The following is a 24,636-nucleotide window of genomic DNA, read 5'->3' as shown; positions in this document are numbered from 1 at the left end:
AGGGTGATCACGACGGGCGTTCGCGTCGGGCATGCTCTGGAGGTGCCAGCAGGCACCGCCCTGCAAGAGTGCCCACGCCAGGCGTACCGCTGGGAAACCCGACAGACGCCTGCGGGCGGGCACGAGCCCCCTGAGGGCGTACGCACCGGGCGTACCGCCGAAGGCATCCTGTAGGCGCTGGCGGACCGGCGCGGCGCGGCAGGGGCGCACGTGCCGGGTGCCCCTTGGAGCCACTCGGCCAGCACGGCCGGGCAAGGCACACCCTGGCGGGCGCAGCCCCGCGGGCAGGCGCTGTCCCGCGGGGCCGGTGGGAGGTGCCGGGGGCCCGGAGAATCGGGGGGATGTGCCGCGCGTGAAATCGTACGGGTGTCGGCGACACTGGGGGTAGCGGGGGGCCCTGATCGGAGGCCGTCGTGAGCACACCTTCCCCCATCCGAATCTCCGCTGTCCTCTCCGCCGAGCACCGCGGACGGCTGATGTCCCAGGCGCGTGAGGTCAACTTCCCCGAAGGCGCGACGATCTTCGAGGAGGGCGCCGTCGCGGAGTCGTTCTGGATCGTGCGATCCGGCACGGTGACGCTCCAGATCCCCGTACCCGGCCGCCGGCCCGCGCCCGTCGAGAACCTCGGCCCCGGTGAGCTGGTGGGCTGGTCCTGGCTCTTCCCGCCGTACAGGTGGCAGTTGAGCGCGGAGGCCATGACCCCGGTCCGGTCGTACGAGTTCGACGCGACCGCCGTACGGATGATGATGGACGCCGACCCCGCCTTCGGGTCCGCCATCGGGCATTGGGTCGGGCGGGTGCTCGCGATCCGGCTCCAGCAGACCCGCACCCGGCTCATGGACCTCTACGCCCCGCGCATCGGGTCGTCCCGGTAGACCGCCGGCGAACCCCCGCAGGCCGGGCGGACCCTCCCGGGAAAATGTTTCAGCGCGTGTGTTCGGCCGTTTCGGCGGCCCGGTCCCGTACAGGTCAGCACCCCGGCACCGCTGCGGTCTGCATACATTCGCTCACGATCAGTGACGGAAAATAGGGGTGCGAACGGGCGTTCGCGGCGGGTCTGGGCAAGACTCCTGTCCGCTATCCGAAGCAACCACGCAAAGGGAGTTCGAAATGCGGTCCATCGCAAAGGGTCTCGGCCTCGGTTCCGCCGCCATGGCGCTCACCGTCTTCACGGCATTGGCCTGGCCCGGAGCTGCCGACGCCGCACCGTCCGCCACCGAGAGCCTGTACGCGCCGTCCGCCCTCGTCCTGAGCATCACGGCCGGGGAGGACGCCACCTATGGCACGGCGCTGCGCGCCGTCACCCTCGTGTGTGCGCCCACCCCGGGCGGGACGCACCCGGCCCCGGCCCGCGCCTGCGCCGAACTACGTGCACACTCGGCCCAGTTGGACGCCGTAACCGCACCGCGCGGCAACGTCGACTGCACCCGGGAGTGGAATCCCATGACGGTGACCGCCGACGGGGTGTGGCAGGGTCACCGGTTCTCCTACTCGTACACCTTCGGCAACCCGTGCGGCCTGCGGCACACCGCCGGCGCACTGTTCGGCTTCTGACCGGGCCCAGGGCCCACCCGACCGGCCGGGCGGCGACGTGCGACCGCCGCCCGGCTTCCCACCGCGCGAACGGGCGGCCATCCCTGGCGGCCTTCCGGAACCGCGGCTCGGCCTCGTGCAGCGAGTCCGTCCGCCGGTTCACGAGCCGCCCCATCTCCCGCATGGCCCCCTTTCGTCCGGCCCCCTCGCGATCCGCGACGGCCTTCCGGCCCGGCAAGTGACCCGCCCCGTCAGCCCAGTTCGAGGCTCGTCACGCCGTACATCCCGGCCAGTTCGACCTCCGGGGCGGGACCCGTGTACATCCGGGCGGCCTCGAACGAGGGAACCAGTCCCAGGCCGGAGAGCAGGCCGGTGGCCGCCGGATTGGCGTCCGGCGCGTCCACGGCGACCGCTCCGTCAGGGCTGTGCTCCGCGAGCCGGTGCAGCAGTGCGGCGGCGACGGCCGGGGTGGCCGCGTACAGCGGGCCGATCCGCGAGGCTCCGCTGCACGGGCGGATCACGCCGAGGCCTTCGATCCGGCCGTCGCGGACGGCTGCGAGGGCGGTGCGGCCGGGCAGGCTGGTCCACGCGGACAGGAAGGCGTCGCGCGCCTCGGGGAAGAACCGGCGGTCGTAGGCGGCGAGGAGCCCGAAGGGCAGCGAGGCCGCGTCCACCACCTCGATCCCGGAACCTGCACCTGCACCTGCACGCGCGCCGGCACCGGCATCGGTACCGGTACCGGTACCGGTACCGGTACCGGTACCGGTACCGCCGGTTCCCGCGTCGTCCGTCCGCGGCACGCCCTCGTACCGCACGTTGTTCCAGGCCGAACGGAACCCGGACTTGCGGTAGTTGCCCTGCTGGTCGACGACGCCGTCCAGGCCGATCAGCCGCCCGTCGAGCCGTTTCATCCCGGCGTGCCACAGCTGGATCCCGTAGCCCTGTCCGCGGACCGCGGGGCGGGCGATGTAGAAGCCGATGAACCCGAAGCCGGTCCCGTAGCGAACGGCCGAGATGGACGCCACCGGCTCGCCGTCGATCCGGCCGACGAGGAAGCCGGTCGGATCTGCGACCGCGAACGCGAACCGGTCGGAGTCCCCCGGATTCCACCCTTCCTCGTCGGCCCAGGTACGGATGAGTTCCATGTCGGCTGCGCTCGCGCCGGTGATCTCGAATCCCGTCATGTCCGGTGTTGTACCAGACGGCGTACGGATGGTCAGCCGGCGCAGATCACGTCGTCGAGCTTGATGGGCCGGGAGTCCAGGCGCACGTACGCCGTGAACGTGTCGGTGCGGCCCGCTCCCCAGTGGGTGGTGACGGTGGCCCAGCCGATACCGGCCAACGGGGCGATGGTGACCGCGCCGATGGCGATGTCCTGGGGTTCGTCCTGGGCGCAGAGCAGGACGTCCGCGTTTCGGCTGTATGCCTGCTTCTCCTTGAGTAGTTGCGATACGCGCTGGTCGCGGTCGTGCGTGGAGGGGCCGTGGTGGCCGTAGAAGGACGTGAGGAAGGTGGCGATCTCGGCGGCGCTGTGCCGACGGTGGGCGACGACCGGGGTGGGATCGGCGACGGCGGGGGTCGGGGCCGGCAACGCGAGCAGGGTCAGCAGCAGGGCACCGAGGCTGTACGGCGTGATCTTCATGCCGGATGTGTAACCACCGGGGGTCTTCGGAGCCGGGGGTGGACCGCGGATCTCACTCCTGTGGGGGCGGGATTCACCGCCGAAACGGCCTCCCTCGGCTGGGCTCCGTTCGCGCCGGCGGCCGGGGATCGTGGGCCGCGGGTGTGGGCCACGGTTGCCGGCCCCCGGTAAACGGGCTCGCGGTTGCGTACCGGTCGTACGTAGGGTCGCACCATGGGGAAGCCGCTCGTTGTCGTGTTCAGTGGGGCCGGGATGTCCACCGATTCCGGGATTCCGGACTATCGGGGGCCGCAGGGGCTGTGGCGCCGGGATCCTGAAGCCGAGAAGGTCGTGACGTACGCGTACTACATGGCCGATCCTGAGGTCCGACGCCGCTCGTGGCGGATGCGTGCCGAGGTCGAGGCGCTCGCTGCGCGGCCGAATGCCGCGCATCTGGCCGTGGCCGAGCTGGAGCGCGGCGGTACGCCGGTGCGGGTGATCACGCAGAACGTGGACGGGCTGCACCAGCTCGCCGGAATGCCCTCGCGCAAGGTGTTCGAGCTGCACGGGACCGCACGGGCGGTGGTCTGCACGGCCTGTCACGCCCGGTCGGGCATGGACGAAGCGCTGGCGCGCGTCGCCGCCGGAGAGCCGGATCCCGGCTGCCTTGCCTGTGGCGGGGTCCTGAAGTCGGCGACCGTGATGTTCGGCCAGCGGCTCGACCCCGAGGTGCTGAGCAAGGCCGTGGCCGTGGCCAAGGGCTGTCACGTCTTCATCGCCGTCGGGACGACGCTCCAGGTGCAGCCCGCCGCCTCGCTGGCCAGTATGGCCGCCGAGGCGGGGGCCCGCCTGATCATCGTGAACGCCGAGGAGACCCCGTACGACGCCCTCGCCGACGAGGTGATCCGCGAGCCGATCGGGACCGCTCTGCCCGCTCTACTGGCCCGGATCGGTGATCTCGGCCCGCCCCCGGGCCCGCCCTCCGGATCAGACGCGTAGCACGCGGTGAACCGGGCGCGGCCCCAGCGGCCTCAGGCGGCCTCGGCCGCGCGTCGCAGTTCCGCCACGTCCAGCTTCTTCATCTTCAGCATCGCCGCAGTGGCCCGGGCGGCCCGTTCCGGGTCCGGGTCTGTGACCAGGTCAATGGCCCCGGGCGGGATGACCTGCCAGGACACCCCGAACTTGTCCTTGACCCAGCCGCAGGCGGATTCCTCCCCGCCGTCCTTCGTCAGCTCTTCGTAGTAGTAGTCCGACTCCGCCTCGTCCGCGCAGTGGATCTGGAACGAGATCGCCTCGGTGAAGGGGAACTGCGGGCCGCCGTTGAGACCGACGAACTTCTGGCCGTTGATCTCGAACTCGACGACCATCACCTCACCGGCCGGGCCGGGACCCGCCTCGGTGTAGCGCCCGATCCGGCCGAGCTTGCCGTCCTTGAAAACGGACAGGTAGTAGTGGGCGGCGGCCTCCGCGTTGCCGTCGAACCACAGGCACGTGGTGAATCCGTTGCTGCTGCTCATGACCGCCTCCAGGCGCAATGTGTGGTCGAGTGCGTGGTCGAGTGCGTGCCGGTGGGCACCGTCCCGTTCCTCTCGTTACCCCTTACAGACCGACCCCGGGCCCGAAACTCATCGGTGGGCCCGGGGCCAGTCCTCATCGCGTCCTGAAACCACTCGTACGGCTCACACCGCGGGGTCGGCCCCCAGAGCGAGCATCCGGTCGACGACACGCTCGGCGGCGCGGCCGTCGTCCAGGTCGCAGAACTCGGCGCGGAACGCGGCCCGCGCCTCCCGGTACTCCGCCCCGACGGTGTCCGCGTTGCGCACGGCCTCGATCAGGCTCGCCGAGTCCGCCAGCAGCGGCCCGGGCGCCTTCGCCGCCAGGTCGAAGTTGAAGCCGCGCAGCGTGCTGCGGTAGTGCTCCAGGTCGTACGTGAACAGCAGGATCGGCCGGTCGGTGAGTGCGAAGTCGAACAGCACGGAGGAGTAGTCCGAGATCAGCACGTCGGCGACCAGCAGCAGGTCCGTCGCGTCGGGCCAGCGGGACACGTCGAGGACGAAACCGTCGCGGCCCCCGTCGCGGACCTGCTCGGTCACGTAGTGGTGGCCGCGGATCAGCAGGACGTGATCCTCGCCGAGCTCGCGCCGTGCAGCATCGAGGTCGATCTGCAGGTCGAGCTTGTAGCCGCCGGCCCAGCCCTGGCGGTTCTCCCGCCAGGTGGGCATGTACAGGACGACCTTCTTGCCCTCGGGCAGGCCGAGCCGCCGCCTGACCTCCGCGATCCGCTGCGCGTCGGGCCGTACGAGCGCGTCCGTGCGCGGGCTGCCCGAATCGATCACCTCGCCGTCGTAGCCCAGCGCCCGCTTCAGGACGGGCGTGGCGTACGAGCTCGGGGAGGCAAGCAGCGACCACTGGGCGCTGTCGTGCTCCAGCGCCTCCAGGATCTCGGGGCTCGTGTAGTAGTCGTGGATGAAGTCGTGGCCGATCTCCTTGATCGGCGTCCCGTGCCAGGTCTGGACGACGACCTGGCCGGCGCGGCGCTGGAAGCGCAGCGGCACGCTGTCGTTGACGACGTAGTAGCGGGCGCGGGCCAGGGCGTCCCAGGCCTCCACGCTGTCGTACTGGACGGCGCGGGCGGTCGCGGGGACCTCGGCGCGTCCGTCGCGGACGAGCCAGACGTGGTCGAGCTTCTCGCCGCGCCGCACGAGCTCCTCGTGGAGGGCGCGGGGCGAGTCGCCGGCGCCCGTCCCCTGGAAGGCGTCGTAGACGACCATGTCCTTGACCGGCAGGGCTCGCTGGGCCGGGTAGGTCTCGAACCGGATGACGCGCTGGGCGTACCGGGAGCGGTCGTGCGGGCTGAGGAGCGGGTCGGCGACGAGCGCGATGCGGTCGTAGAAGCGGGCCTCCACCCGCATCCGGCGGCCCTCCGTGGTGAAGGCGTGCGGTCCCGAGTGCAGGGCGGTGGGCGCGAACTGGAGCGGGGCCCCGCGGTCGACGCCGAGCAGGCCGGCCGTGGTGCCGCCCAGGGCGGTCGGACGCAGGGTGGGCCACCAGCGGCCCTTCGGCAGCGTGGTGCGGCCGGCGTACGCCTCGGGGAGCACGGGCTCGAAGGAGCACGTGAAACGGTCGCCGTCCCGGGTGACGGGGTAGCTGAACTCGGCTCCCGTCACGTCGTGCAGGACCAGCTCGTACGGCTCGTCGGCGGGCGCGACGAACCGGCCTTCGAAGGTCACGGTGCCGTCCTGGGTGGCGACCGAGTCGACCAGCGGCGGCGAGGGCTGCACCGCGAGGGTGAGGTGTCCGGTGTTGCCGCGCTTGACGAAGAGGGCGCGGTCGGTGTCCCCACCGGGCAGGAGCACCACCAGGCCGGCGAAGCCTCCTCGTTCGTCGTGGGCCAGCCGGTGGTTACGACCGTCGGTGCCGACCACGGTCAGGCTCCACGGCTCGGGGGTCCAGTCGCCGGGTTCGCAGGGGGCGTCCGCCACGGCGGCCAGTCCGGCCAGCGGGATCCGGGCGGTGAACGGGATCCGGCCGGCGCCGCCGGGGGCGGCGGTCTCCAGCGGGAAGGAGAGGACGGTGCCGGTGGTGGCGTGCTCCGCACGCAGGGTCGCGCCGGCGCCGACCTCGGCAGCGAGCTCGCCGGTCACCTCGACGGCGTCGTCACCGGCGGGGCGGACGTCCAGGGCTCGGGCACGGACGACCTCCACCTGCACGGTGAGGGCGCCGGCGGCGTTCGGGACGATGCGGACGTCCGGGGCCACCCAATGGGCGGGCGGGTTCTGGCCGCTGTCGGACTCGCCTCCCTTGAGGCGGGCGCGGTGCAGACCGCCGGCGCCGGTGACGGCGACGGACGTGGTCCATATGCCGTCGTTCCACTTGCCGCCCGACTGGAAGACGGTGGGGTCGAGGACGGCCGTGAAACCTGCCCAGTCGGCGTGCCGCAGGGCGAGGTGCGGGGAGTTCACGGTGGCCATCGGGGAGGCGACGGTGCGGGTGCTGAGGACGGTGCGGCGGCGCTTGCCCGCCTCGCGGAAGACCAGCATCTTGCGCGAGCCGAGACGGCTCTCCGCGCCGAGGTGACCGGGCAGGGCGTAGCCGCGGAGCAGCAGCTTGCCGTCGCTCCAGACGGCCTGCTCCAGGCGGCTGACGACGCGGCGCTCGCGCGGGCCGAGGGTGAGGATCTTGGCGGGGACCGGCGGGCGCCCACGCAGGAAGGGGTAGTCGGCCTGCGGTCGGGCCAGTCCCTTGACGGGAACGCTGTAGACGTAGTCCCGCTGGTGGTGTTGGAGGGCGATGAAGTCCTCGACGCGGCCTTCGCGGGCCAGGTACGCCTTGAGGCGGTCGGCGACGGTCAGTCCGGACCAGGTGTCGGTGCCGATCTCCCGGATGAGTCCGCCCACCTCCTTGACGAAGGCGGCGCGGAAGTCCGGGCCGCCCTCGGCGACGTACTTGTAGATGAGCGGGAGCTCCTCGCTCAGCACGTTGCGGTCGTAATCGCGCAGGTAGCGGGCGTACTTGGCGTCGTCCTTGGCCTTCAGCGCTTCGCGGACCAGGCGGACCGAGGTCACTCGGTCGATGAGGGAAACCGGGTCGGTGGAGCGCTGGGTGATCGAGCGTTCGCCGGTCTCGCGTACGCGCCAGTGGTAGACGCAGTCGCTGATGACGTCGACGCTGGTGGCGAAGTAGTGCGCGGGGATGCTGACGGGGGCGTCCTCGTAGAGGATGCCCTCCGGGTACTGGAAGCCGTGCTCGTTCCAGAAGCTGCGCCGGTAGACCTTGTTCCACGCGGTGCGGTCGGTGACCAGAGCCGGGAACTTCGAGATGTGGGTCTTCAGCTGCGTCTTGGCGAACGCGACCCGGTGCCCCCAGGACTGCTGCATGCCGACGGAGCGGAAGCGCTTCACGTTGCCGGCGGCGAAGTCCGAACCCGTCTCGTCGAGGGCGGCGATCAGGCGCTCGTAGGCGTAGTCCGGCATCGTGTCGTCGCTGTCGACGAACGCCAGGAACTCGCTGTCCTTGGAGATGTGCCGCGCACCGACGTTGCGGGCGGCGCCGAGTCCGGCGTTCTCCTGCATGACGACTCGAAAACGCTTGTCCCTCGCAGCGAAGGCTTTGGCGATGACGGCGCTGGTGTCGGTGGACCCGTCGTCGACGAGGACGCACTCGAAGTCCTCGAACGTCTGGGCGGCAATGGACTCCAGGCACTCGTCGAGGTAGAGCTCGACGTTGTAGACGGGGACGACGATGCTCAGGCGCGGGGGCATGGGTGGCGGGTTCTCCAGCGATTCAAGCTTTTTCGATGATCAGTTGATGAGAGCATCCTACTCGGTAACGGGATGATAAAGTCGCCCCATCCTGGACATATAACCCTGGGCCCCCGGGGCGGACGGCAAAGAATTCAGCCGCCCGCCACCTCGGCGTCGGGGTCGGACCGAACGGTTGCTCAGACTTCGAGCTCAGCCTCGATCGTCTTGAGCTGGTGACGGGCCATCGCGAGGTTGGCGCGGCTGCGGTCGAGCGCGAGGTAGAGGAAGAACCCCTTGGAGCCGCGCCCCTTCAGCAACCTGATCAGGTGGTACTGGCCTCCGAGGGTGATCAGGATGTCCTCGATCTCGTCCTTGAGCCCGAGCATGTCCATGGTGCGGACCTTGGCGCGCACCACGTCGGTGTTGCCCGCCGCGGCCACGCCGAGGTCGAGTTCCTTGCCGCCGCCGATGGTGCCGAGGGCCATGCCGCTGTCGTAGTCGACCAGGGCGACGCCGAGCGCACCGTCGATGATGGTGGTGGCTTCCTTGAGGGCTGTCTCCACGTTTGCCATCAGGTGTTCCTCTTTCTTCTACGGTTTCCAACAGGGTGTGTGCCGGTTCGTACGGCCCGCACGGATGTGCACGAAGTGCCGGTTCGGCAGGGTGCCGGCAGGTCGGCTCAGGCGGACGGGACCTCGGGGCCGCGGCGCCCGAGGACGTGGTCGATGAGCTCCGCGATCCGCAGGCTCGAACGGCGGGCCTCCAGGTGGAGCCGGCCGACGTTGACGCGGGGCTCCGCGATCAGGGTGAGGACGGCTGCCTCCCCGGCCGCATAGGTGGCCACGTATCCGTGCTCGCCCCGTATCAGCAGCTCGCGGAAGCTGCCCTGACCGGTGCTGTCGCTCAGTCGCTGGGCCACCCCGAGGGCGGCTGCGGTCAGGGCTGCGACGGCTTCCACCTCGGTGGCGGCGCTGTCCTGCGCGAGCACCAGGCCGTCGGCGCTTCCGGCGAGGGCGCCGGTGAGCTGGGGAACTCGGGCCCGCAGCCGACGGAGCTCGGCGACTATGTCGGCTTCTGCCTCGGCGGGGATCATCGCCGTGCTCATGTCGTCCTTTCTCCTTTCGGGCTGCCTCCGCTCGGAGCGGTCGGCGCGCTCGGAGCGCAGAGCCGGTCGCAGCGGGAGCCTCACAGGCTTGCCTCCAGTGCGTCGCGTAACCGGCGAAGCAGCGCCACGTCCGGGGATTGGGTCTCGGTCATCCAGTCGGGCAGGGGTGTTTCCGCTGGTGTCAGAACCGGTGGGTGCGGAGTCTCGACCAATCCGGCCGCCGCGAGGCGCCGTACGTCGAGCAGCGTGTGGAACGCCGGCCTGCCCAGCACCCACGCGAGGTCCGCGGGAGTCCGTACGCCGTCCGCCTGGGCCAGTAGCATCCGCTGGCGGGCGGTGACGGTTTGTCCGGGGGCGGCGGCCCGGGGCACTACGGGGGAGGTGTCCAGCAAGGGGTACGGCCAGACCGCGTCGAGCAGTTCCCGCCGGCGCCGGGTCTCGCGTTCGACGGCGGCGGCCGGGACCGACCGCACGGAGCCGATCCAGTGGGTGGCCCCGCGCCGGAACCGGGAGGGCCCGCTGCCCGGGGACAGTGCGAAGAAGGCGGCGTCGAAGATGGCGGCGAGGTGGCATATCTCCAGTTCGCCGCCGGCGAGTCCGCCGCTGTCCACGAGGAAGCGGGCCACCTGGCGGCGCGAACCGGCCTGGTCCACCGCCTCGCGCCACCGCTCGGGGGCAAGGCCTCCGCCGGTCGTGAGGAGGACGTCGAGGCCGGGAGTGGCCGGGCTCTCGGCGTGGACGACGCGGCCGTCCTCCAGGAAGAGGGTGCCGCGGTCGCGGAGCAGGGCGCCGGTGGCGCGCTCGGCGGCCAGCCGGTTCAACAAGGGGGAGACGGCGGCAAGGCCACTGAGTTGCGTGCGGGTCATCTGAGCACCAGCTCCTCGGCGAGCGCACGGAGTCTGTGCCGGGCCAGCGCGAGGTTGCCGTCGGTACGGTCGAGCCATAAGTGGAGGAAGACGCTGCTGTCGAAGCTCGTTTCGACGAAGCGGAGGACGTGGTATCCGGTCCGGGTGGTGACGATCACGTCCTCTACGGGCTGGCCGGCTTCACCCGGTGCGGGTTCCGGGACCGCCTGGGCGAAGGACTCGTACTCGGCCGCCGCCCGGGCCAGCTCGGCGGTCTCGGCGGCGGTGGTCTCGTGGTCGCCGACGGGCGACTCCCCGGCGGTGCCGAGGGCCAGTCCGCTGCTCCAGTCGACCAGCGCGGCCCCCCGCGCACCAGGCAGGGCCATGGCTTCGAGCAGGCATTCGTCGATCCCGGGCACGCGGGCTCCCCTCCCGGCCAGACGTGCGTGGTGCACGGTCTTCGGCGCGACAGGAGGGAACTTACTCAACTTCCACAGTGCGAAAGGGGCTTCTGGCATTTTCCGCGGGAACATGCACGGAACCGCGTGGCAGCTTGGCCGGAACCGGTCGACTTCTGATCACGAATGTTGATCACGCGGGGTCAAACCGTCGGTCACGGCCCGCCGGTCGCCCGCCGGCCACTCGCCGGGCGCAAGAGGCGCACGGGGGCTCACGAAGCAAGCGGAAGATGGTCCGCGAGCCGGAAGGAACCGCCCTCGTGCCGGACGTACCCCTCGTGGCTCAGGGTGCGCAGTAGGTGGTAGACGGTGGGCAGCGGAATACCCGTGAGGCGGGAGAGCCGTTTCGCCGTCGCCCCGCCCTCGGCGTGCATCGCCTCCACGAGGCGCAGTGCACGCTGCACGGAACCGATCAGGGTGGGTGCGCTGTCCTTCTGACTGCCTTCGGTGCCCATGGATACTCCCCCTGCTGCGGTGCGAGGCCTGGCACCCCCATGAAAGTCGCTTACCGCCCGTAATCCCAGCTGACTCGCGCACGCCCGGGCATAAGATCACCATGCTTCGTCTCCGGACATCGCACTGGGTGGGGCCCCGCGGGAGGAGGTCTCGAGTGCGGAGCCGGGGCGGTTCTCGAACAGCTCGGCAGACCCGGCAGGGTCCAGGCCCTCCCCACCGGCCCCCCGCACGTGTCACCCTGCGGGTCATGGAACGGATCATCGAGGAGATACGAGAGGACCTGTCCCGCCGAATCGCTTCGGCGGCGGACCGGCTCGCCGAGCGGACGCTGGCCGAGGATCCCTCGTACGCCGCCCTGCTCGGCCGGGCCGAGCTGCGCGAGCGGATCCACCACAACCTGCGGCAGTCCGTCGAAGGCCTGGTCCGTAGCGTCCGGGGCCTGCCCGTGGAGCTCTCCGACGCGCGGGCCACCGGCACGCTCCGTGCCGAACAGGGTCTGCCGCTCGCCTCGCTGCTGCGCACCTACCGGCGCGGCGGGCGACTGCTGTGGCAGACCCTCACGGAGGCCGTGACCGCGCACGACCCGGCGGCACTGCCCCGGCTGCTGCCGGCCGCGTCCGCGCTGTGGGACGTACTGGACCAGATGACCGACGCCGTGGCCGAGGCGTACCGCTGCACGGAGGCCGCGCGCTGCGAGCGTGACCGGGAGCGCCGGGCGGCCCTCCTGGACGCGCTGCTGGACGGTGCGGGGCTGCCGGACGGGCCGGCGGTCTCGGAGGCTGCGGCCCAGTTGGGGCTTGCGGAGCGCGGGCGGTTCGCGGTCGTCGTGCTCGGCTCCGGCGGCACCCAGGGGTCGGGGGGCGGGGGCGTCCCCGGCGGTTCCGGCCGGCCCGGTGCCGATCCGACGGCGAGCGGCCTGCGCGTGCTGTGGCGGATCCGGGCCGACGGGGAAACCGGCCTGGTGGACCTGGGCCACCATCCGTTGGAGTCCGTACGGGAGCTGCTGGATCCGCTCGGAGTGCGGGCCGGGGTCAGCCCGGTCGTGGAGGCCCCCGGCGACCTGGCCCGGGCGCGCTGGCTGGCAGCGCTCGCGCTGCGCACCGCCCCCGTGTCCGGTGGCCCGTTCACCGCCCTGCTGGACGAGCGACTGCCGACGGCGCTGGTCGCCTCCCAGGCCGAGCTCGCCGGTCGGCTGCGGCAGGTGGTGCTGGGGCCGGTGCTGGCACTTCCCGCAGAGGACTGCCGGGTGCTGCTGAACACGCTGGGTACCTGGCTGGCCTGCCAGGGCTCGACGACGTACGCCGCCGGGCGGCTGTTCTGCCACCGCAACACCGTCTCCAACCGACTGCGCCGCCTGGAGCACCTGACCGGCCGCACCCTGTCCGACCCCGCGCACGTGGTGGAACTGGCGCTGGCCCACGCGGCGGTGCTCCAGCGGGCCGCGGGCGAGCCGGCCCCGGCCGGCCCGAGGCCGCCCGGACGCCCGTCGCGCCGAAACAGGTGAACGGGGCCCGCCCGGCTAGGGGGTCGGCGGCGCCGCCGGCTCGGGCGGTACGGCGGACCTGGCCGATTCCAGCAGGTAGGGTACGTCGATCACTGCGATCCCCGGGGTGAACAGCAGCCTCGCCTTCAAACGCAGCGCGTTCTGGTTGTGCAGGGGTTGCTCCCACCAGCGGCCGACCACGAACTCGGGGATCACCACGGACAGCATGTCCGTCCCCTCGGCGGCGAGCTCCTGCACGTGCGCGAGCACCGGCCCGACCACCTCGCGGTACGGGGAGTGCAGGATCTTCAGCGCCACCCCCGGGGCGTGCTCCGCCCACGCCCCGCGCAGCCGCTGCGCCGTCTCCTCGTCGGCGGCTACCGTGACGGCGGTCAGGGTGTCCGGCCGTAGCGCGAGCGCGTAGCCGAGGGCCTTCAGCGTGGGAGCCTGCACGGCGGAGACCAGCACGAGGACGTGGTGGCGGGAGGGTTTGCGCGGTGTCACCCCGGGGACCACGGCGACCTGGGCCGCGACCCGGTCGTAGTGCCGGCGGATCCCCTTCATGCCGAGGAACAGCACGGGCATCGCGATGACGACCAGCCAGGCGCCGTGCGTGAACTTGGTGATCAGGACGATGATCAGGACCAGCGCGGTCAGGGTGGCGCCGACCGCGTTGATCCCGAGCCGGCGGTGGATGTGGATCCGCTCCTCCCCGGGCGTGGCGGGCGAGGCGAGTTCCCGCCTCCAGTGCCGGACCATGCCCGCCTGCGAGAGGGTGAAGGAGACGAAGACTCCGATGATGTAGAGCTGGATGAGGCGGGTCAGCTCGGCGTCGAAGGCGACGATGAGGGCGCCGGCGGCGAGCGCGAGCAGCACGATGCCGTTGGAGTAGACGAGCCGGTCGCCGCGGTTGAAGAGCTGGCGCGGCGCATACCTGTCCTTGGCCAGGATCGAGGCGAGCATCGGGAAGCCGTTGAAGGCGGTGTTGGCGGCGAGGATCAGCACGCCCGCGGTGACCGCCTGGAGCAGGTAGAACAGGAAGTGCCAGTCACCGAAGGTGGCGCGGCCGATCTGGGCGAGCGCGGTCGACATCGGCGTGCCGGGCGGGAGCCCCAGTTCCGTGGGGTCGGCGGCTACGTGCACCTTGTACACCATGGCGAGGACCGTGATCCCGAGGAACATCGTGACCGAGAGGGCGCCCATCGCGGCAAGGGTGTTCGCGGCGTTGCGGCTCTTGGGTTTCCGGAACGCCGGCACGCCGTTGCTGATCGCCTCGACACCGGTCAGCGCCGTACAGCCCGAGGCGAAGGCGCGCATCGTGAGGAGCACCAGGCCCAGGCCGGTGAAGGTGGCTTCTGCGGTGATCGGGAATCCGGCGGACTCGGCGCGGATGGTCTGGCCGCTCGCGATCCGGACCGCCGACACGGCGAACATGAGGTAGATGACCAGGACGAAGCCGTAGGTCGGAACGGCGAAGACGCGGCCCGACTCCCGTACACCGCGCAGGTTCATCAGCATCAGCAGCATCACGAACCCCACCGACAGGGCGACTTCGTGGTCGCCGAGAGAGGGGACGGCGGAGGTGATGGCGGCCACGCCGGAGACCACGGAGACGGCGACGGTCAGCACGTAGTCGACGAGCAGCGCACTGGCGGCGGTCAGAGCGGCGGTCTGGCCGAGGTTCTCGGAGCTCACGACGTAGGCACCGCCCCCACCGGGGTAGGCGTGGCAGGTCTGTCGGTACGAGGCGACGACCACCACCAGCAGGAAGACGATGGCGGCGGCCGCGTACCAGGTGAGGTGCAGCAACGTGACGCCGCCGAGAGCGAGGATCAGCAGGATCTCCTCGGTGGCGTAGGCCACGGAGGAGAGCGGGTCGCTACAGAAGATCGGCAGTGCGAGCCGTTTGGGGAGCAGGGTCTCGCCCAGCCGCGCGGTGTCGAGGGGTTCGCCCACCAGCACGCGCTTGAGATTGATACGCCTCATCTCGGAATGATCGTGCATATTCCACTAAATGTGACCCTATGTGAGGCTGTGTCATGCCGCGAGCCCGGCCAGTTCCTCGGCCCGGTGAGCCAGCCACAGGTCGTAGCGCGCGCTCGGCGACTGGAGCAGCGAGCGGTCCAGGAGGACCTCGATCCGGGTCAGCCGCTTGCGCGTGCCCGGCACCGAGATGCCGAGCGCGGCTGCTGTCGGCACCAGATGGGCGTCGTGGCGCAGCCACTCCCGTACGGTCTCCCGGGCCCGGGGCGGGGCGTCCGGACCCGTCAGCGGCGCCAGGTGCGTCCGGGCCCAGGCCGCCAGGTCGGGATGACGCAGTACACCGTCCAGGTCGGCGGGAGTGGCGCCCTCGCGGTCGAGGAGGGACCCTGCCCCGCCACCCGCTCCGCCCTGGGTAAGCCGCAGCGCGAGCGAGAGCGCCGCCTGCTCGGGAAGCCGCGCGAGGTCCACGTCGAGCACCGACTCGATCAGGCGCAGCCGGGTGGCCAAGGTATTGCGGTGGATCTTCAGCAGCCGGGTCGCGTGCGAGGCGAAGTCCAGCCAGGCGTGGGCGGTGGCCCGCAGTTCCTGTGCGCCGGGGTCCTGGGGGCGCCGGGGTGCGTAGCCGTGCAGCGGCGCGAGCAGGGCCCGCGCCCAGCCGGTTCCGGCCGCGTGGGCGGCCAGCTCCACCTCGGGCCCAGGGCCGAAGCGGGCGTACCGCTCACCGCGGCTGCGGGCGACGGCCAGGGCGTGGAAGGCCTGCGTGTAGGCGGCCGGGGCCTCGCGCAGCCCCAGCTGTCCGCTGACCCCGACCGCGCAGTCCCCGGCCACCGCCACGAGCGCCTCGGCCAGCGGATCGCGTTCGGCCGAGGTGGCCGCCGGATCGCCCGGGACGAGCACGATGAGGTGGCGCACGTACACCGGGCAGCGCACGGTCCAGGCCCGGCCGGCCGTCAGTTCCTCGCAGAGCCGGGCCACCTCGCCCCGCTGACCGGCCCGGCATTCGACCACGTACAGCCGCATCGGCTCGGGCAACGGGGGGTGCAGCGTTCCGGCGATCTGATGGGCGGTGGAGAGCCGGCCGTTCATCAGCAGGTGCAGGACGGCCTCGCGGGCCCGCGATTCGGCGAGCTCGGCCCGTTCCTCGCGGCGCTCGGCCTCTTCGGCGCGCAGGACCAGGGCGAGCGGTACGGCGGCGTCCGCGAGCAGCACGGAGGCTCCCGGGGGGTGCGGCAGGTCCAGTACGGCGGCCAGCGCCCGGCCGTCGTCCAGCGCGAACAGCAGGGCGGCCGAACCCTCGCCGTGCAGGACGGCCGACCGTACGCCCCGGGCGGCCATCTCCGCGGCTCCGCGGCGGGCGAGCTCGGGAGCGGTGGCTACCGCGCCGTCCACCACTCCGGTCCAGCCGCCCAGCCGGGCGCCGAGCCACTGCACCACCGCGGCCGAGCCTCCGAAGTGGGCGAGCCGGTGCACCTTGAGCACGTCTTCGGAGCGGATGCGGGACCGGTCCGTGGCCGAGGACGTCGTCGCCGGCATCAGTGGGGCGGGAATCATCGGGGCGCGAAGCTGCGAAACGGGAGGTTCCCTACGGTCCGGATCACGCCGCCGCATTCGACCACCCGCCGCCCACTGTGCGTCCTGACACCCGTCTCGCCCTCTCACTGGGCAGGACGGATCCTGCTGCGCCGGCCGCCGCCCGCCAAGATTGGGCCACGAGCGGTCGGGCCCCGGGAACGACGGGGGAGTCGCCGGGGCCCCCTCTCGCTCTCGTCCGACGCACGCCGAGGGTGACGAGGGCCAGTGTCGGCACCTTGCCGAGGTGGGTGCGGAGGGAACGACGGCTCTGCCCGGTCATGCTGCTGTCCCTACCCATGGACGGGGCCCGCGTACGGCCCTTCCCGATTCATTACCGACACGTAGGGTAACGATCGCCGGCGCGGTGGGAGCGAAGGCGCAGGGCGGGTCCTCCGTTCGAGGGGTACCGCCCCGGAGCTGACGGCCGGCGTGCGGCGGTCCACCCGTTCGTTCATCTCGCTCGTACGAGCGAAGCGTCGCTTCGGATCAGCGGGATTCAGGCCGCAGGTGGACGATGGGAGGAGCAGACCAGGTACCCACCGAGACAGTGAGGAGGTGTGCGGCCATGGCGACCTTCATGGATGTGCACACCGGCATGAAGGGCATCACCGCCGAGCAGCTGGCGGCCGCCCACCGGGCGGACCTGGAGGTTGAGGCGCAGGAAGGCGTGCACTTCAAGCACGCCTGGGCCGACCCCGAGTCGGGGACGGTGTACTGCCTCTCCGAGGCGCCCTCCGCGGATGCCGTCCAGCGCATCCACAAGCTGACCGGCCACCCGGCTGCGGAGGTGCACCCGGTGCCGCTGTCCGTCTAGCTCCGCCGACCCTTGGCCGGAAGTATTCGTACGGGCGGGTAGAGGCTGAAAGGCCTTTGGCATATGCCTGGAGCAAGCCCTTTGCGGATGTTGCCAAACTCCTTACAGGCCGTCGTGGCCTGTGCCACAGTCGTAACCGGTCCTTCCTTCAGACTTGGCCGTGCCGCGCCTGTATCGGAGTTCTCATGCCGTCCCACCTGTTCGCGGACCGTCCCGCGCAGCCGCCCGAGCCTGGGTCGGTGGACGCACTGATCTCACAGACCCGGCGGTTGCGCGGCGAGGTGGACGCGGTGCGCCGCGACACCGTGGACGAAGACGACGCCCGGGGCCGCTGGCAGCGCGCGCTGTGCGACCTCGCCGTACACCACCTCGACGACCTGCGCGAGCACCTGGGCCAGCTCAAGGAGGGACTGGCGTCCACCGCCGACCTCCCCACCGCCGACCTCGACGAACTGCCGCACGCGGCGTCCGCGACCGGCCCGGAGGTCCAGCAGACCCGCGTCGGCAGCGCCGAGTGGAACCTGCTCACCGACGAAGTCAGCTGGTCCGAGGAGCTGTTCCAGATCTTCGGCCGGTCATCCGAGGCGGGCCCCCTCCCCCTCGACGAGCTCGGCTCCACCCTCTTCTCCGAGGACCAGCCGTTATTGACCGCGATGGTGACGGCCTGCCTGGTCGACGGCAAACCGATCGACGGCGAGTTCCGCATCGTCCGCGCCGACGGCCGGGTCCGGACGCTGCACATGAGAGGCGAGCCGGTGCTCGACTCCGACGGCTGCACGGCCTCCATGTGGGCCGTGCTGCGGGACGTGAGTGAACTGCGCCGTAGCCAGCGCGCCGTACGCGAGTCCCGTGACTCGCTCCAGCGCCGGCAGGAGATCGCGCAGACCGAACACCGGCTGGCGGTCGAGCTGCAGGAAGCCGTGCTCCCCCCGTGGCGCGGCTCCCTGCGGTTCCCGCACCACACCACCGGCGCGCTCGACGTGGCCGCGCACTACCTCCCCTCCGCGACCAGCGCCCTGGTCGGCGGCGACTGGTACGACGCGCTGGAACTGCCAGGCGGCTGCTCCCTGTTGACCGTGGGCGATCTGACCGGTCACGGGGTGACCGCCACCTCCGGGATGGCGATGCTGCTCGGCGCCCTGCGCGGCATGGCCATGGCTGGGATCGAACCGGGCCCGTTGATGGGTTGGCTCAACCAGCTCCTCGAAGCCTCGGTGCAGCCGACGCTCGGCTCGGCCGTGTGCTGCCGCTACGATCCCGAGCGCCGCTTACTGTCCTGGGCGCAGGCCGGCCACCCCGCGCCGCTGTTGTTCCGCGGCGGCTCGGGCCGCGCCCTACAGCCGCCGGAGGGCGTGTTGTTGGGCGCGACCTTCGGAGCGGCGTACGGGCAGGCCGAGGAACGGCTGGAGCCGGGCGACGTACTCGTCCTGCACACGGATGCACTGACGCCGCACAGCATCGAGTTCGGCCGGGCGGACGGGACCGAACGGCTGCTGGCCCTCGCACCCCGGTTCACGGGCGCGCGGTCGGCGCAGGACTGCGTGCGGATGGTGGTGGAGGAGTTCGGTCGGAGCGAGCGCGAGGACGACGCCTGCGTCCTGGTGGCCCGGGTCGGGGCGGCCAGGGCCGGGGTCTGAGCGCCGACCACGGACGGGCGGAGACTGCTACGGACACCGCTACGGGTACTGCTTCGGGGCCGCGCAGGAGGCGTGGCCCTTCTCGTCTCCGTACGGGTGTCGATGCCGGTACGCGCACGGGTACACCTAGGCGTTGCGCTGCGTCGGGCTGTTCGGCAGGGCCAGCTTGATCTCCTCGCGCAGGTCCTCGATGCGCCCGTACCCCGCGTACTGGCCGGTCAGCCGGTACATCTCGCGTAGCCGGTCCCAGGTCCGGTGCGAGGAGGTCTCGTTCATCGAGACCAGCGCGAGCCGGGCGTAGCGGTCGGCCTGCTCCGGGTCGTCGGCGATGAAGCACGCCGAGGCCATGGAGATGTAGTCGAAGATCTGCGAGCGCTGGTGGCCACCGGACCGCAGCCGCAGGGCCTCCCTGGCATGGCGCTGCGCGATCGGGGCGGCCGAGGGTTCGTGTTCGGCGAGGGTGCGGAAGGCCAGGGCCTGCATGCCGTGCAGGTCCGCCTCGTCGAAGTTCTGCATCCAGGAGGGCGGGGGTACGTCGCCCTTGTCCGACACGAACAGGTCCTCCGCCTCGCCGAGGGTGCGGCGCATGGCCTGGCCCTTGCCCATGGCGGCCTGCGCCCAGGCTTCGATGGTGTGCAGCATGGCGCGGGTGCGTGGCAGGGTCCGCTCGCCGGAGCCGGACTGTGCCAGCTTCATGAGGTCGAGGGCCTCGTGGGGCTTGCCCAGGTGCACCATCTGGCGGGCGGCCCGGGACAGCGCCTCGCCGGCGCGCGGCCGGTCGCCGCCTTCACGGGCGGCGTGGGCGGCGATGACGAAGTACTTCTGCGCGGTGGGTTCGAGGCCCACGTCGTGCGACATCCAGCCCGCCAGCACCGCCAGGTTGGCCGCCACCCCCCACAGTCGCCGCTGCAGGTGGTCGGGGTGATGGTAGGCGAGCATCCCGCCGACCTCGTTGAGCTGGCCCACCACGGCCTTGCGCTGGAGTCCGCCGCCTCTCGACGCGTCCCAGGCGCGGAAGACCTCCACCGAGCGCTCCAGCGCGTCGATCTCCTCCGAGCCGATGGGGGCGGCCTCGTAGCGGTCGTAGCTGGCCGGGTCGGCCTGGAAGGAGTCGCCGTGGCGCTGCGGGGCCTTGGCGCGGGTGGGGGTGGGATCGGTGTGCAGCCAGTCGTTCATGGCATGGGTGAGGGCGGATCCGGCGGTGAGCACGACGCCCGCGCCCATCAGCCCGCGACGGTTGAGCATGAGGTCCATTCCCGTGAATTCGGTGAGGACCGCGGCTGTGCGTTCGGGCGCCCAGGGCATTCCGTCGGGGTTCTCCTTTGCCCCGTCCGGCTGCCGTTTGGAGGTGCGCCGCTGCCGTACGAACCCGAGGTCCTCGATGGTCACGACACGACCGAGCCGCTCGGTGAACAGGGCTGCCAGTACGGTGGGAACCGGTTCGCGCGGGGTCTCCCCCATGTCGATCCAGCGCCGCACCCGCGAGGTGTCGGTGGCCAACTGGTGGTGGCCCATGGCCGCCGCCTGCCGGTTGACCATCCTCGCGAGTTCGCCCTTCGACCAGCCGGCGAGGCCGAACAGGTCGTTCAGGCGGGTGTTTGGTCCTTTGCTCACGTCAAGCCCCCAGGTTCTCGGCTGACTTGACCCTAGCCCGCTGTCAGATGCCCAGCGACTATTCGCCAGGCTTCGCCAGGCCGCGCAAGATGGTCCGCCACCCACAGCCGGGTGTCAGGTAGGAATGCGCCTCCCCGACCCGGTCACCGGCGGAACTCCCCAGGGTGAAGTACGGGATCGGCGGGGCGGCGTACGCAACTCGTCGGCGCACGAAGGGATCCGTAACGCCATGTACGCAGCAACGTCCTCCGTGTCCGCCCCGGTCCGGCCGCACCGCACGCTCCAGGCGGGCAGCGGCCCCTACCTCGACCCCGGCCGCCCGGCGGCCGTGGCGCAGGGCGCCGTTCGGGCGCGTCGGATGCCGGGGAACGGACCACAGCCGCTCAGCGGAAGAATCGACCTGTCGGGGCCGCAGGGAGCACAGCTGCGCACCGCGCTGGCCTCGGTACAGAGGATCTGTCCGGAGTTCGCGCCCGTACAGGTTCTGCGGCGCAGCGGCCGGTCCGTCCTCCTGGTGGGGACGACGGGTCGGATGACCGCGGTCGCCAAGGTTTTACTGGACCATTCCTCCGAGTGGCGCGAGCGGTACCGGCACGAAATAGCGTCGTACCGGGCGTTCGTCCGACACCGCCCGCCGGTCCGGGTGCCTCGGCTGATCGCCGCGGACCCCGAGAACTGCACGTTGGTGGTCGAACGGATGGCGGGCCGGGTCGCGGCATTGCAGCGGCATCCCGTGGAGGCTCCGCCGCGGGCCGACGTACGGGCCGCCCTGGGCGCGGTGTGCCGGGTGAACCAGTGGCGTCCGCCGACCGAGCTGTTCGGGGATCCGCTGAACTACCCGCAGCGGGTGGCCCGGTACCACGAGCTGGGGCTGCTGACCGACCGGGATCTGGGTGATCTCCAGAAGCTGCTGAGCGGGCTGAAACTGTCCGGCGTCCAGAGGCAGTTCAACCACGGCGACGCGCTCCTGTCGAACCTGCTGCTGTCACCGGCCGGCCCGGTGCTGGTCGACTGGGAGCACGCGGGCTGGTACCTGCCCGGATACGACCTGGCCACGCTGTGGACGGTCCTGGGCGACGCCCCGGCCGCCCGCAGTCAGATCAGCAGGCTCGCCCAGTCGGCCGGCGCGGCCGCCCGGGACGCCTTCCTGGTCAACCTGATGCTCGTACTGACCCGGGAGATCCGGATGTGCGAGACCGCGGTCCAGCGCTCCATGCTGGCGACCGCCCCGACCCAGCCCCTGGCAGCGGGCGCCCTGTCCTCGGGCGAGGAGCAGCGACTGCTGCTGCGCCGCCTGCACGACGACTGCGGCATGGCCCGCAGGGCCGTCCGAGCGGCGGTCGGAACCCGCTGATCCCGGCGGTCCGAACCCCGTACGAAAATCCCGTGGTGTACGCATGTGGTGTGCGTACCACGGGATTTCGTGCGTGTGGGGCCGGCAGGCCACCCTTGCGCGTGCCTTGACATCACATGATCCCGCGAACACCTTTTCTGACTCAGCATCAGACGTGCTGGAGCCGCCATCCCCGCCTTACCCGCCCTCCCCACTCCGCTGGAGCCTGCCCATGTCCGCAAGCCCCGATCCCGTGACTCCCGCGCCCACGAGCCCCGAGCCGGTCAGGCCCGAGCCGGCCGGGCCCGAGCCGGCCGGGCCCGAGCCGGTCAGTTCCGAGCCGGTCAGTTCCGAGCCGGCGCGCCCCGGACCCGGCCGCCCCGAGCCCGCGAACCCTGCCGCGCCCTCCCGCCGGACGGTCCTCGCGGGGGCCGGGGCGGGGGCGCTCGTCGCCACCGTGCTGCCGTCCGCCATGGCGCGGGCGGCCGGCGCCGACGGCGGGGCCCCGCTCGGCGAGTACGACGTCGTCGTGGTCGGGTCCGGCGCATCCGGGATGACCGCCGCGCTCACCGCCGCCAAGCGGGGTCTGAGCGTGCTCGTCGTCGAGAAGGCTCCGACCTTCGGCGGATCGGCGGCGCGTTCCGGGGCCGGGATCTGGCTGCCGAACAACTCGGTGATCCTGGCCGCGGGAGTGCCGGACACACCGCAGAAGGCGGCGGCGTACCTCGCGGCGGTGGTCGGGCCCGACGTGCCGGCCGACCGCCAGGCGGCCTTCCTGGCAAACGGACCGCGGATGCTGGACTTCGTGATGGCCAACAGCCCGCTGCGCTTCCGGTACATGGACGGGTACAGCGACTACTACCCGAACCTGCCGGGTGGGTTGCCGAACGGTAGGTCCATCGAGCCCGATCAAATCGACGGCCACGTCCTGGGCCCCGAGCTCGCCCGTCTGAACCCGGCGTACATGCCGGTGCCCGCCGGGATGGTGGTGTTCAGCCAGGACTACAAGTGGCTGAACCTCGCGGCCGTGAACGCCAGAGGACTGGCGGTGTCCACCGAGTGCCTGGCGCGCGGCACGAAGGCGGCGCTGTGCGGCGAGGAGCCGCTCACCATGGGCCAGGCGCTGGCGGCCGGGTTGCGGGCCGGGCTGCTGCAGGCCGGGGTGCCCGTATGGCTGAACAGCCCGCTCGTCGACCTGGTACAGGAGGGCGGGGCGGTCACCGGGGTCGTGGTGGAGAAGGAGGGCGTACGGGGTGTCGTAAGGGCCCGGAGGGGGGTGGTCATCGGCTCGGGCGGGTTCGAGCACAACGCGGAGATGCGGGCGCAGTACCAGCAGCAGCCCATTGGCACCCAGTGGTCGGTGGGCGCCCGGGAGAACACCGGCGACGGCATCCGGGCGGGGCAGCGGGCCGGCGCGGCCTTGGCGCTGATGGAGGACGCCTGGTGGGGTCCGTCGATCCCGCTGCCGGGTGAGCCGTACTTCTGTCTGGCCGAACGGACCCTGCCTGGCGGGCTGATCGTGAACGGGGCGGGGGCGCGGTTCGTCAACGAGGCCGCGCCGTACAGCGATGTGGTGCACGTGATGTACGAGAAGGACCGGGCGGCGACCGGCTCGCACATTCCGGCCTGGCTGATCGTGGATCAGAACTACCGCAACAAGTACCTGTTCAAGGACGTCCTGCCGACCCTCGTCTTTCCGGACGCCTGGTACGAGGCGGGCGCGGCGAAGAGGGCGTGGACCTGGGACGCGCTCGCCGGCCAGATCGGGGTGCCGGCGGCGGCGCTGCGCGCCACCCTGAACCGGTTCAACGCACAGGCGTGGAACGGGACCGACCCCGACTTCCACCGGGGTGACACGGCGTACGACCACTACTACACGGATCCGGGCGTGCAGCCGAACTCGTGCCTGGCCCCGGTCTGGGCCCCGCCGTTCTACGCCTTCAAGATCGTGCCGGGTGACCTGGGCACGAAGGGCGGCATCGTCACGGACGCGCGGGCCCGCGCGCTGCGCCCGGACGGCTCGGTGATCCGGGGCCTGTGGGCGGCGGGCAACGCGAGCGCGGCGGTGATGGGCCACAGCTACGCGGGGGCGGGATCGACGATCGGCCCCGCGATGACGTTCGGTTACGTGGCGGCGAATGACATCGCAGACGCGTAGCCGCCGACCGCGTGGCCGCCGACCGGGCTCATCCCTGCTGGAAGAGCTCGGCGGGGAGCGGCTTCAGGAGGGCGTACAGGTCGTCGGTGATGGGCCGGTCCCAGCTGGCGATGGTGACCAGCACGTTGTCGCTGCGGTCGAACTGGACGCAGCTGATCCGGCCCTCGGAGAGCTTGATCTTCCGGACGATGAGGAGGTTGTCGCCCTGCATGACGGGGCAGTCCTCGACACCGGCGACCTGGACGTCCTCCTCGTTCTCGAGGGCGTCGAGGAGCTGGGCCACCTCGAAGGGGACCTGGCCCTCGGCGAGGTCCCGGGCCGGAGAGCCCTCGGGGAGGTTGCCGATGATCATTGCGGGGCCGCGTCCGCCGAACAGGTCGTAGCGGAGGAAGACGCCCTGGCAGGTGCCGTCGGGCGCGGGCAGCAGCCCGGCCCCGAGATTGCCCGGCCAGTCCCCCGGGTCCATGGCCAGGACGTCGAAGTCCGGGCCGGCGGGAGTGGCGGCGCGGTTGCGGCGGAGGAAGGACATGCCGCCATGGTACGTGGCCGGGCGGCTTTCCGGCCCCGGGCCCTCCCCGGGGGCGCCGGGGCGCCGAGGCGGAACCCACCGGAACGGAGGCCGCCCGAGCGGGCCCGCGGGGGCGCCGGGGCGCGGAGCCCCCTCCCGCCCCGCCGTTCCCCACCGTCCTCGTTCGTCCGCCCGGCTCCCCACCTCCGCGCGGAAGCGACGGCGCAGGATAGTGCTGTGACCGGAGAGGTTCACCGGCCGCGACGCCGGCAC

Annotated in this window: 20 protein-coding genes and 1 pseudogene; 8 read left to right on the top strand and 13 right to left on the bottom strand. The window is 71.7% G+C overall.

Annotation, left to right across the window (positions count from 1 at the left end):
• Positions 1–413: 413 nt before the first annotated feature.
• Together ABZZ20_RS02010 and ABZZ20_RS02005 are read left to right on the top strand one after the other, a co-directional pair.
• A complete protein-coding gene (locus tag ABZZ20_RS02010; protein WP_356865706.1) occupies positions 414–875 on the top strand; it encodes a cyclic nucleotide-binding domain-containing protein in 462 nt (153 codons plus the stop codon).
• Positions 876–1,110: 235 nt separating this feature from the next.
• Positions 1,111–1,554, top strand: coding sequence for an SSI family serine proteinase inhibitor (locus tag ABZZ20_RS02005; RefSeq protein ID WP_356865704.1), 444 nt, complete (start codon positions 1,111–1,113; stop codon positions 1,552–1,554).
• A 230-nt stretch (positions 1,555–1,784) separates the two neighbouring features.
• Here ABZZ20_RS02005 and ABZZ20_RS02000 read toward each other — a convergent pair whose 3' ends face one another.
• Together ABZZ20_RS02000 and ABZZ20_RS01995 are read right to left on the bottom strand one after the other, a co-directional pair.
• Positions 1,785–2,717 (bottom strand): GNAT family N-acetyltransferase, encoded by a 933-nt coding sequence (locus ABZZ20_RS02000; RefSeq protein ID WP_356865702.1) that lies wholly within the window; start codon positions 2,715–2,717, stop codon positions 1,785–1,787.
• Positions 2,718–2,749: 32 nt separating this feature from the next.
• Positions 2,750–3,175, bottom strand: coding sequence for a hypothetical protein (locus ABZZ20_RS01995; RefSeq protein WP_356865700.1), 426 nt, complete (start codon positions 3,173–3,175; stop codon positions 2,750–2,752).
• 213 nt (positions 3,176–3,388) lie between these two features.
• Here ABZZ20_RS01995 and ABZZ20_RS01990 point away from each other — a divergent pair, with 213 nt between their 5' ends.
• Complete coding sequence (locus ABZZ20_RS01990) at positions 3,389–4,153, top strand: Sir2 family NAD-dependent protein deacetylase (RefSeq protein ID WP_356865698.1); 765 nt, start codon at positions 3,389–3,391, stop codon at positions 4,151–4,153.
• Between the two features lie 32 nt (positions 4,154–4,185).
• Here the strand turns inward: ABZZ20_RS01990 and ABZZ20_RS01985 are convergent, their stop codons facing one another.
• The 7 genes and pseudogenes from ABZZ20_RS01985 to ABZZ20_RS01955 form a co-directional block, all read right to left on the bottom strand.
• On the bottom strand, positions 4,186–4,671 hold the full coding sequence (locus ABZZ20_RS01985) for a VOC family protein (RefSeq protein ID WP_356865696.1): 486 nt from the start codon (positions 4,669–4,671) through the stop codon (positions 4,186–4,188).
• A 162-nt stretch (positions 4,672–4,833) separates the two neighbouring features.
• Entirely contained in the window at positions 4,834–8,415 is a 3,582-nt protein-coding gene (locus tag ABZZ20_RS01980) for a bifunctional glycosyltransferase family 2 protein/CDP-glycerol:glycerophosphate glycerophosphotransferase (RefSeq protein WP_356865694.1), read from the bottom strand.
• A 179-nt stretch (positions 8,416–8,594) separates the two neighbouring features.
• On the bottom strand, positions 8,595–8,969 hold the full coding sequence (locus ABZZ20_RS01975) for a hypothetical protein (protein WP_356865692.1): 375 nt from the start codon (positions 8,967–8,969) through the stop codon (positions 8,595–8,597).
• Between the two features lie 107 nt (positions 8,970–9,076).
• Positions 9,077–9,490, bottom strand: a complete 414-nt coding sequence (locus ABZZ20_RS01970) for a roadblock/LC7 domain-containing protein (protein WP_356866126.1) — start codon at positions 9,488–9,490, stop codon at positions 9,077–9,079.
• Positions 9,491–9,582: 92 nt separating this feature from the next.
• Positions 9,583–10,368, bottom strand: a complete 786-nt coding sequence (locus tag ABZZ20_RS01965) for a transcriptional regulator (RefSeq protein ID WP_356865690.1) — start codon at positions 10,366–10,368, stop codon at positions 9,583–9,585.
• On the bottom strand, positions 10,365–10,766 hold the full coding sequence (locus ABZZ20_RS01960) for a hypothetical protein (RefSeq protein ID WP_356865688.1): 402 nt from the start codon (positions 10,764–10,766) through the stop codon (positions 10,365–10,367). Before ABZZ20_RS01960 ends, ABZZ20_RS01965 begins: the two co-directional genes overlap by 4 nt.
• A gap of 284 nt (positions 10,767–11,050) precedes the next feature.
• Positions 11,051–11,260, bottom strand: a pseudogene (locus ABZZ20_RS01955) (helix-turn-helix domain-containing protein); the annotation flags it as partial.
• Between the two features lie 248 nt (positions 11,261–11,508).
• On the opposite strand from ABZZ20_RS01955, the gene ABZZ20_RS01950 reads away from it, so the two are divergent.
• Positions 11,509–12,765 (top strand): helix-turn-helix domain-containing protein, encoded by a 1,257-nt coding sequence (locus ABZZ20_RS01950; RefSeq protein ID WP_356865686.1) that lies wholly within the window; start codon positions 11,509–11,511, stop codon positions 12,763–12,765.
• A gap of 15 nt (positions 12,766–12,780) precedes the next feature.
• On the opposite strand, the gene ABZZ20_RS01945 is transcribed toward ABZZ20_RS01950, so the two are convergent.
• Positions 12,781–14,730 carry an APC family permease gene (locus ABZZ20_RS01945; protein WP_356865684.1) on the bottom strand — a complete coding sequence of 650 codons (1,950 nt, stop codon included), beginning with the start codon at positions 14,728–14,730 and terminating at the stop codon, positions 12,781–12,783.
• A 51-nt stretch (positions 14,731–14,781) separates the two neighbouring features.
• A complete protein-coding gene (locus tag ABZZ20_RS01940; RefSeq protein WP_356865682.1) occupies positions 14,782–16,260 on the bottom strand; it encodes a helix-turn-helix domain-containing protein in 1,479 nt (492 codons plus the stop codon).
• 604 nt (positions 16,261–16,864) lie between these two features.
• Here ABZZ20_RS01940 and ABZZ20_RS01935 point away from each other — a divergent pair.
• The gene (locus tag ABZZ20_RS01935) at positions 16,865–17,113 is read left to right on the top strand and encodes an SCO4226 family nickel-binding protein (RefSeq protein ID WP_356865680.1); all 249 of its coding nucleotides are present in this window, start codon (positions 16,865–16,867) and stop codon (positions 17,111–17,113) included.
• 185 nt (positions 17,114–17,298) lie between these two features.
• Positions 17,299–18,750, top strand: a complete 1,452-nt coding sequence (locus tag ABZZ20_RS01930) for a SpoIIE family protein phosphatase (protein ID WP_356865678.1) — start codon at positions 17,299–17,301, stop codon at positions 18,748–18,750.
• A gap of 126 nt (positions 18,751–18,876) precedes the next feature.
• Here ABZZ20_RS01930 and ABZZ20_RS01925 read toward each other — a convergent pair whose 3' ends face one another.
• The gene (locus ABZZ20_RS01925; RefSeq protein ID WP_356865676.1) at positions 18,877–20,364 is read right to left on the bottom strand and encodes a hypothetical protein; all 1,488 of its coding nucleotides are present in this window, start codon (positions 20,362–20,364) and stop codon (positions 18,877–18,879) included.
• Between the two features lie 229 nt (positions 20,365–20,593).
• Between ABZZ20_RS01925 and ABZZ20_RS01920 the strand changes: the two genes are divergently transcribed.
• Positions 20,594–21,718: an aminoglycoside phosphotransferase family protein gene (locus ABZZ20_RS01920; RefSeq protein WP_356865674.1), complete on the top strand. Its 1,125-nt coding sequence runs from the start codon at positions 20,594–20,596 to the stop codon at positions 21,716–21,718.
• 451 nt (positions 21,719–22,169) lie between these two features.
• Positions 22,170–23,855 (top strand): 3-oxosteroid 1-dehydrogenase, encoded by a 1,686-nt coding sequence (kstD, locus tag ABZZ20_RS01915; RefSeq protein WP_356866124.1) that lies wholly within the window; start codon positions 22,170–22,172, stop codon positions 23,853–23,855.
• A gap of 28 nt (positions 23,856–23,883) precedes the next feature.
• Here kstD and ABZZ20_RS01910 read toward each other — a convergent pair whose 3' ends face one another.
• Entirely contained in the window at positions 23,884–24,384 is a 501-nt protein-coding gene (locus ABZZ20_RS01910) for a hypothetical protein (RefSeq protein ID WP_356865672.1), read from the bottom strand.
• Between the last annotated feature and the right edge of the window lie 252 nt (positions 24,385–24,636).

Origin of the sequence: Streptomyces sp. NPDC006430 (genome assembly GCF_040612395.1) — a bacterium.
GTDB lineage: Bacteria > Actinomycetota > Actinomycetes > Streptomycetales > Streptomycetaceae > Streptomyces.
Note: the sequence above shows the minus strand (reverse complement) of the source record. Positions and strands in the feature narration are given on the sequence as shown.

Coding starts and splice junctions, on each gene's coding strand:
- ABZZ20_RS01990 (WP_356865698.1), top strand. CDS start 3,389: ATGGGGAAGCCGCTCGTTGTCGTGTTCAGTGGGGCCGGGATGTCCACC.
- ABZZ20_RS02000 (WP_356865702.1), bottom strand. CDS start 2,717: ATGACGGGATTCGAGATCACCGGCGCGAGCGCAGCCGACATGGAACTC.
- ABZZ20_RS01935 (WP_356865680.1), top strand. CDS start 16,865: ATGGCGACCTTCATGGATGTGCACACCGGCATGAAGGGCATCACCGCC.
- ABZZ20_RS01920 (WP_356865674.1), top strand. CDS start 20,594: ATGTACGCAGCAACGTCCTCCGTGTCCGCCCCGGTCCGGCCGCACCGC.
- ABZZ20_RS01950 (WP_356865686.1), top strand. CDS start 11,509: ATGGAACGGATCATCGAGGAGATACGAGAGGACCTGTCCCGCCGAATC.
- ABZZ20_RS01995 (WP_356865700.1), bottom strand. CDS start 3,175: ATGAAGATCACGCCGTACAGCCTCGGTGCCCTGCTGCTGACCCTGCTC.
- ABZZ20_RS01970 (WP_356866126.1), bottom strand. CDS start 9,490: ATGATCCCCGCCGAGGCAGAAGCCGACATAGTCGCCGAGCTCCGTCGG.
- ABZZ20_RS01930 (WP_356865678.1), top strand. CDS start 17,299: ATGCCGTCCCACCTGTTCGCGGACCGTCCCGCGCAGCCGCCCGAGCCT.
- ABZZ20_RS01975 (WP_356865692.1), bottom strand. CDS start 8,969: ATGGCAAACGTGGAGACAGCCCTCAAGGAAGCCACCACCATCATCGAC.
- ABZZ20_RS01910 (WP_356865672.1), bottom strand. CDS start 24,384: ATGTCCTTCCTCCGCCGCAACCGCGCCGCCACTCCCGCCGGCCCGGAC.
- kstD (WP_356866124.1), top strand. CDS start 22,170: ATGGCGCGGGCGGCCGGCGCCGACGGCGGGGCCCCGCTCGGCGAGTAC.
- ABZZ20_RS01985 (WP_356865696.1), bottom strand. CDS start 4,671: ATGAGCAGCAGCAACGGATTCACCACGTGCCTGTGGTTCGACGGCAAC.
- ABZZ20_RS01980 (WP_356865694.1), bottom strand. CDS start 8,415: ATGCCCCCGCGCCTGAGCATCGTCGTCCCCGTCTACAACGTCGAGCTC.
- ABZZ20_RS01940 (WP_356865682.1), bottom strand. CDS start 16,260: ATGCCGGCGACGACGTCCTCGGCCACGGACCGGTCCCGCATCCGCTCC.
- ABZZ20_RS01965 (WP_356865690.1), bottom strand. CDS start 10,368: ATGACCCGCACGCAACTCAGTGGCCTTGCCGCCGTCTCCCCCTTGTTG.
- ABZZ20_RS02005 (WP_356865704.1), top strand. CDS start 1,111: ATGCGGTCCATCGCAAAGGGTCTCGGCCTCGGTTCCGCCGCCATGGCG.
- ABZZ20_RS01945 (WP_356865684.1), bottom strand. CDS start 14,730: ATGAGGCGTATCAATCTCAAGCGCGTGCTGGTGGGCGAACCCCTCGAC.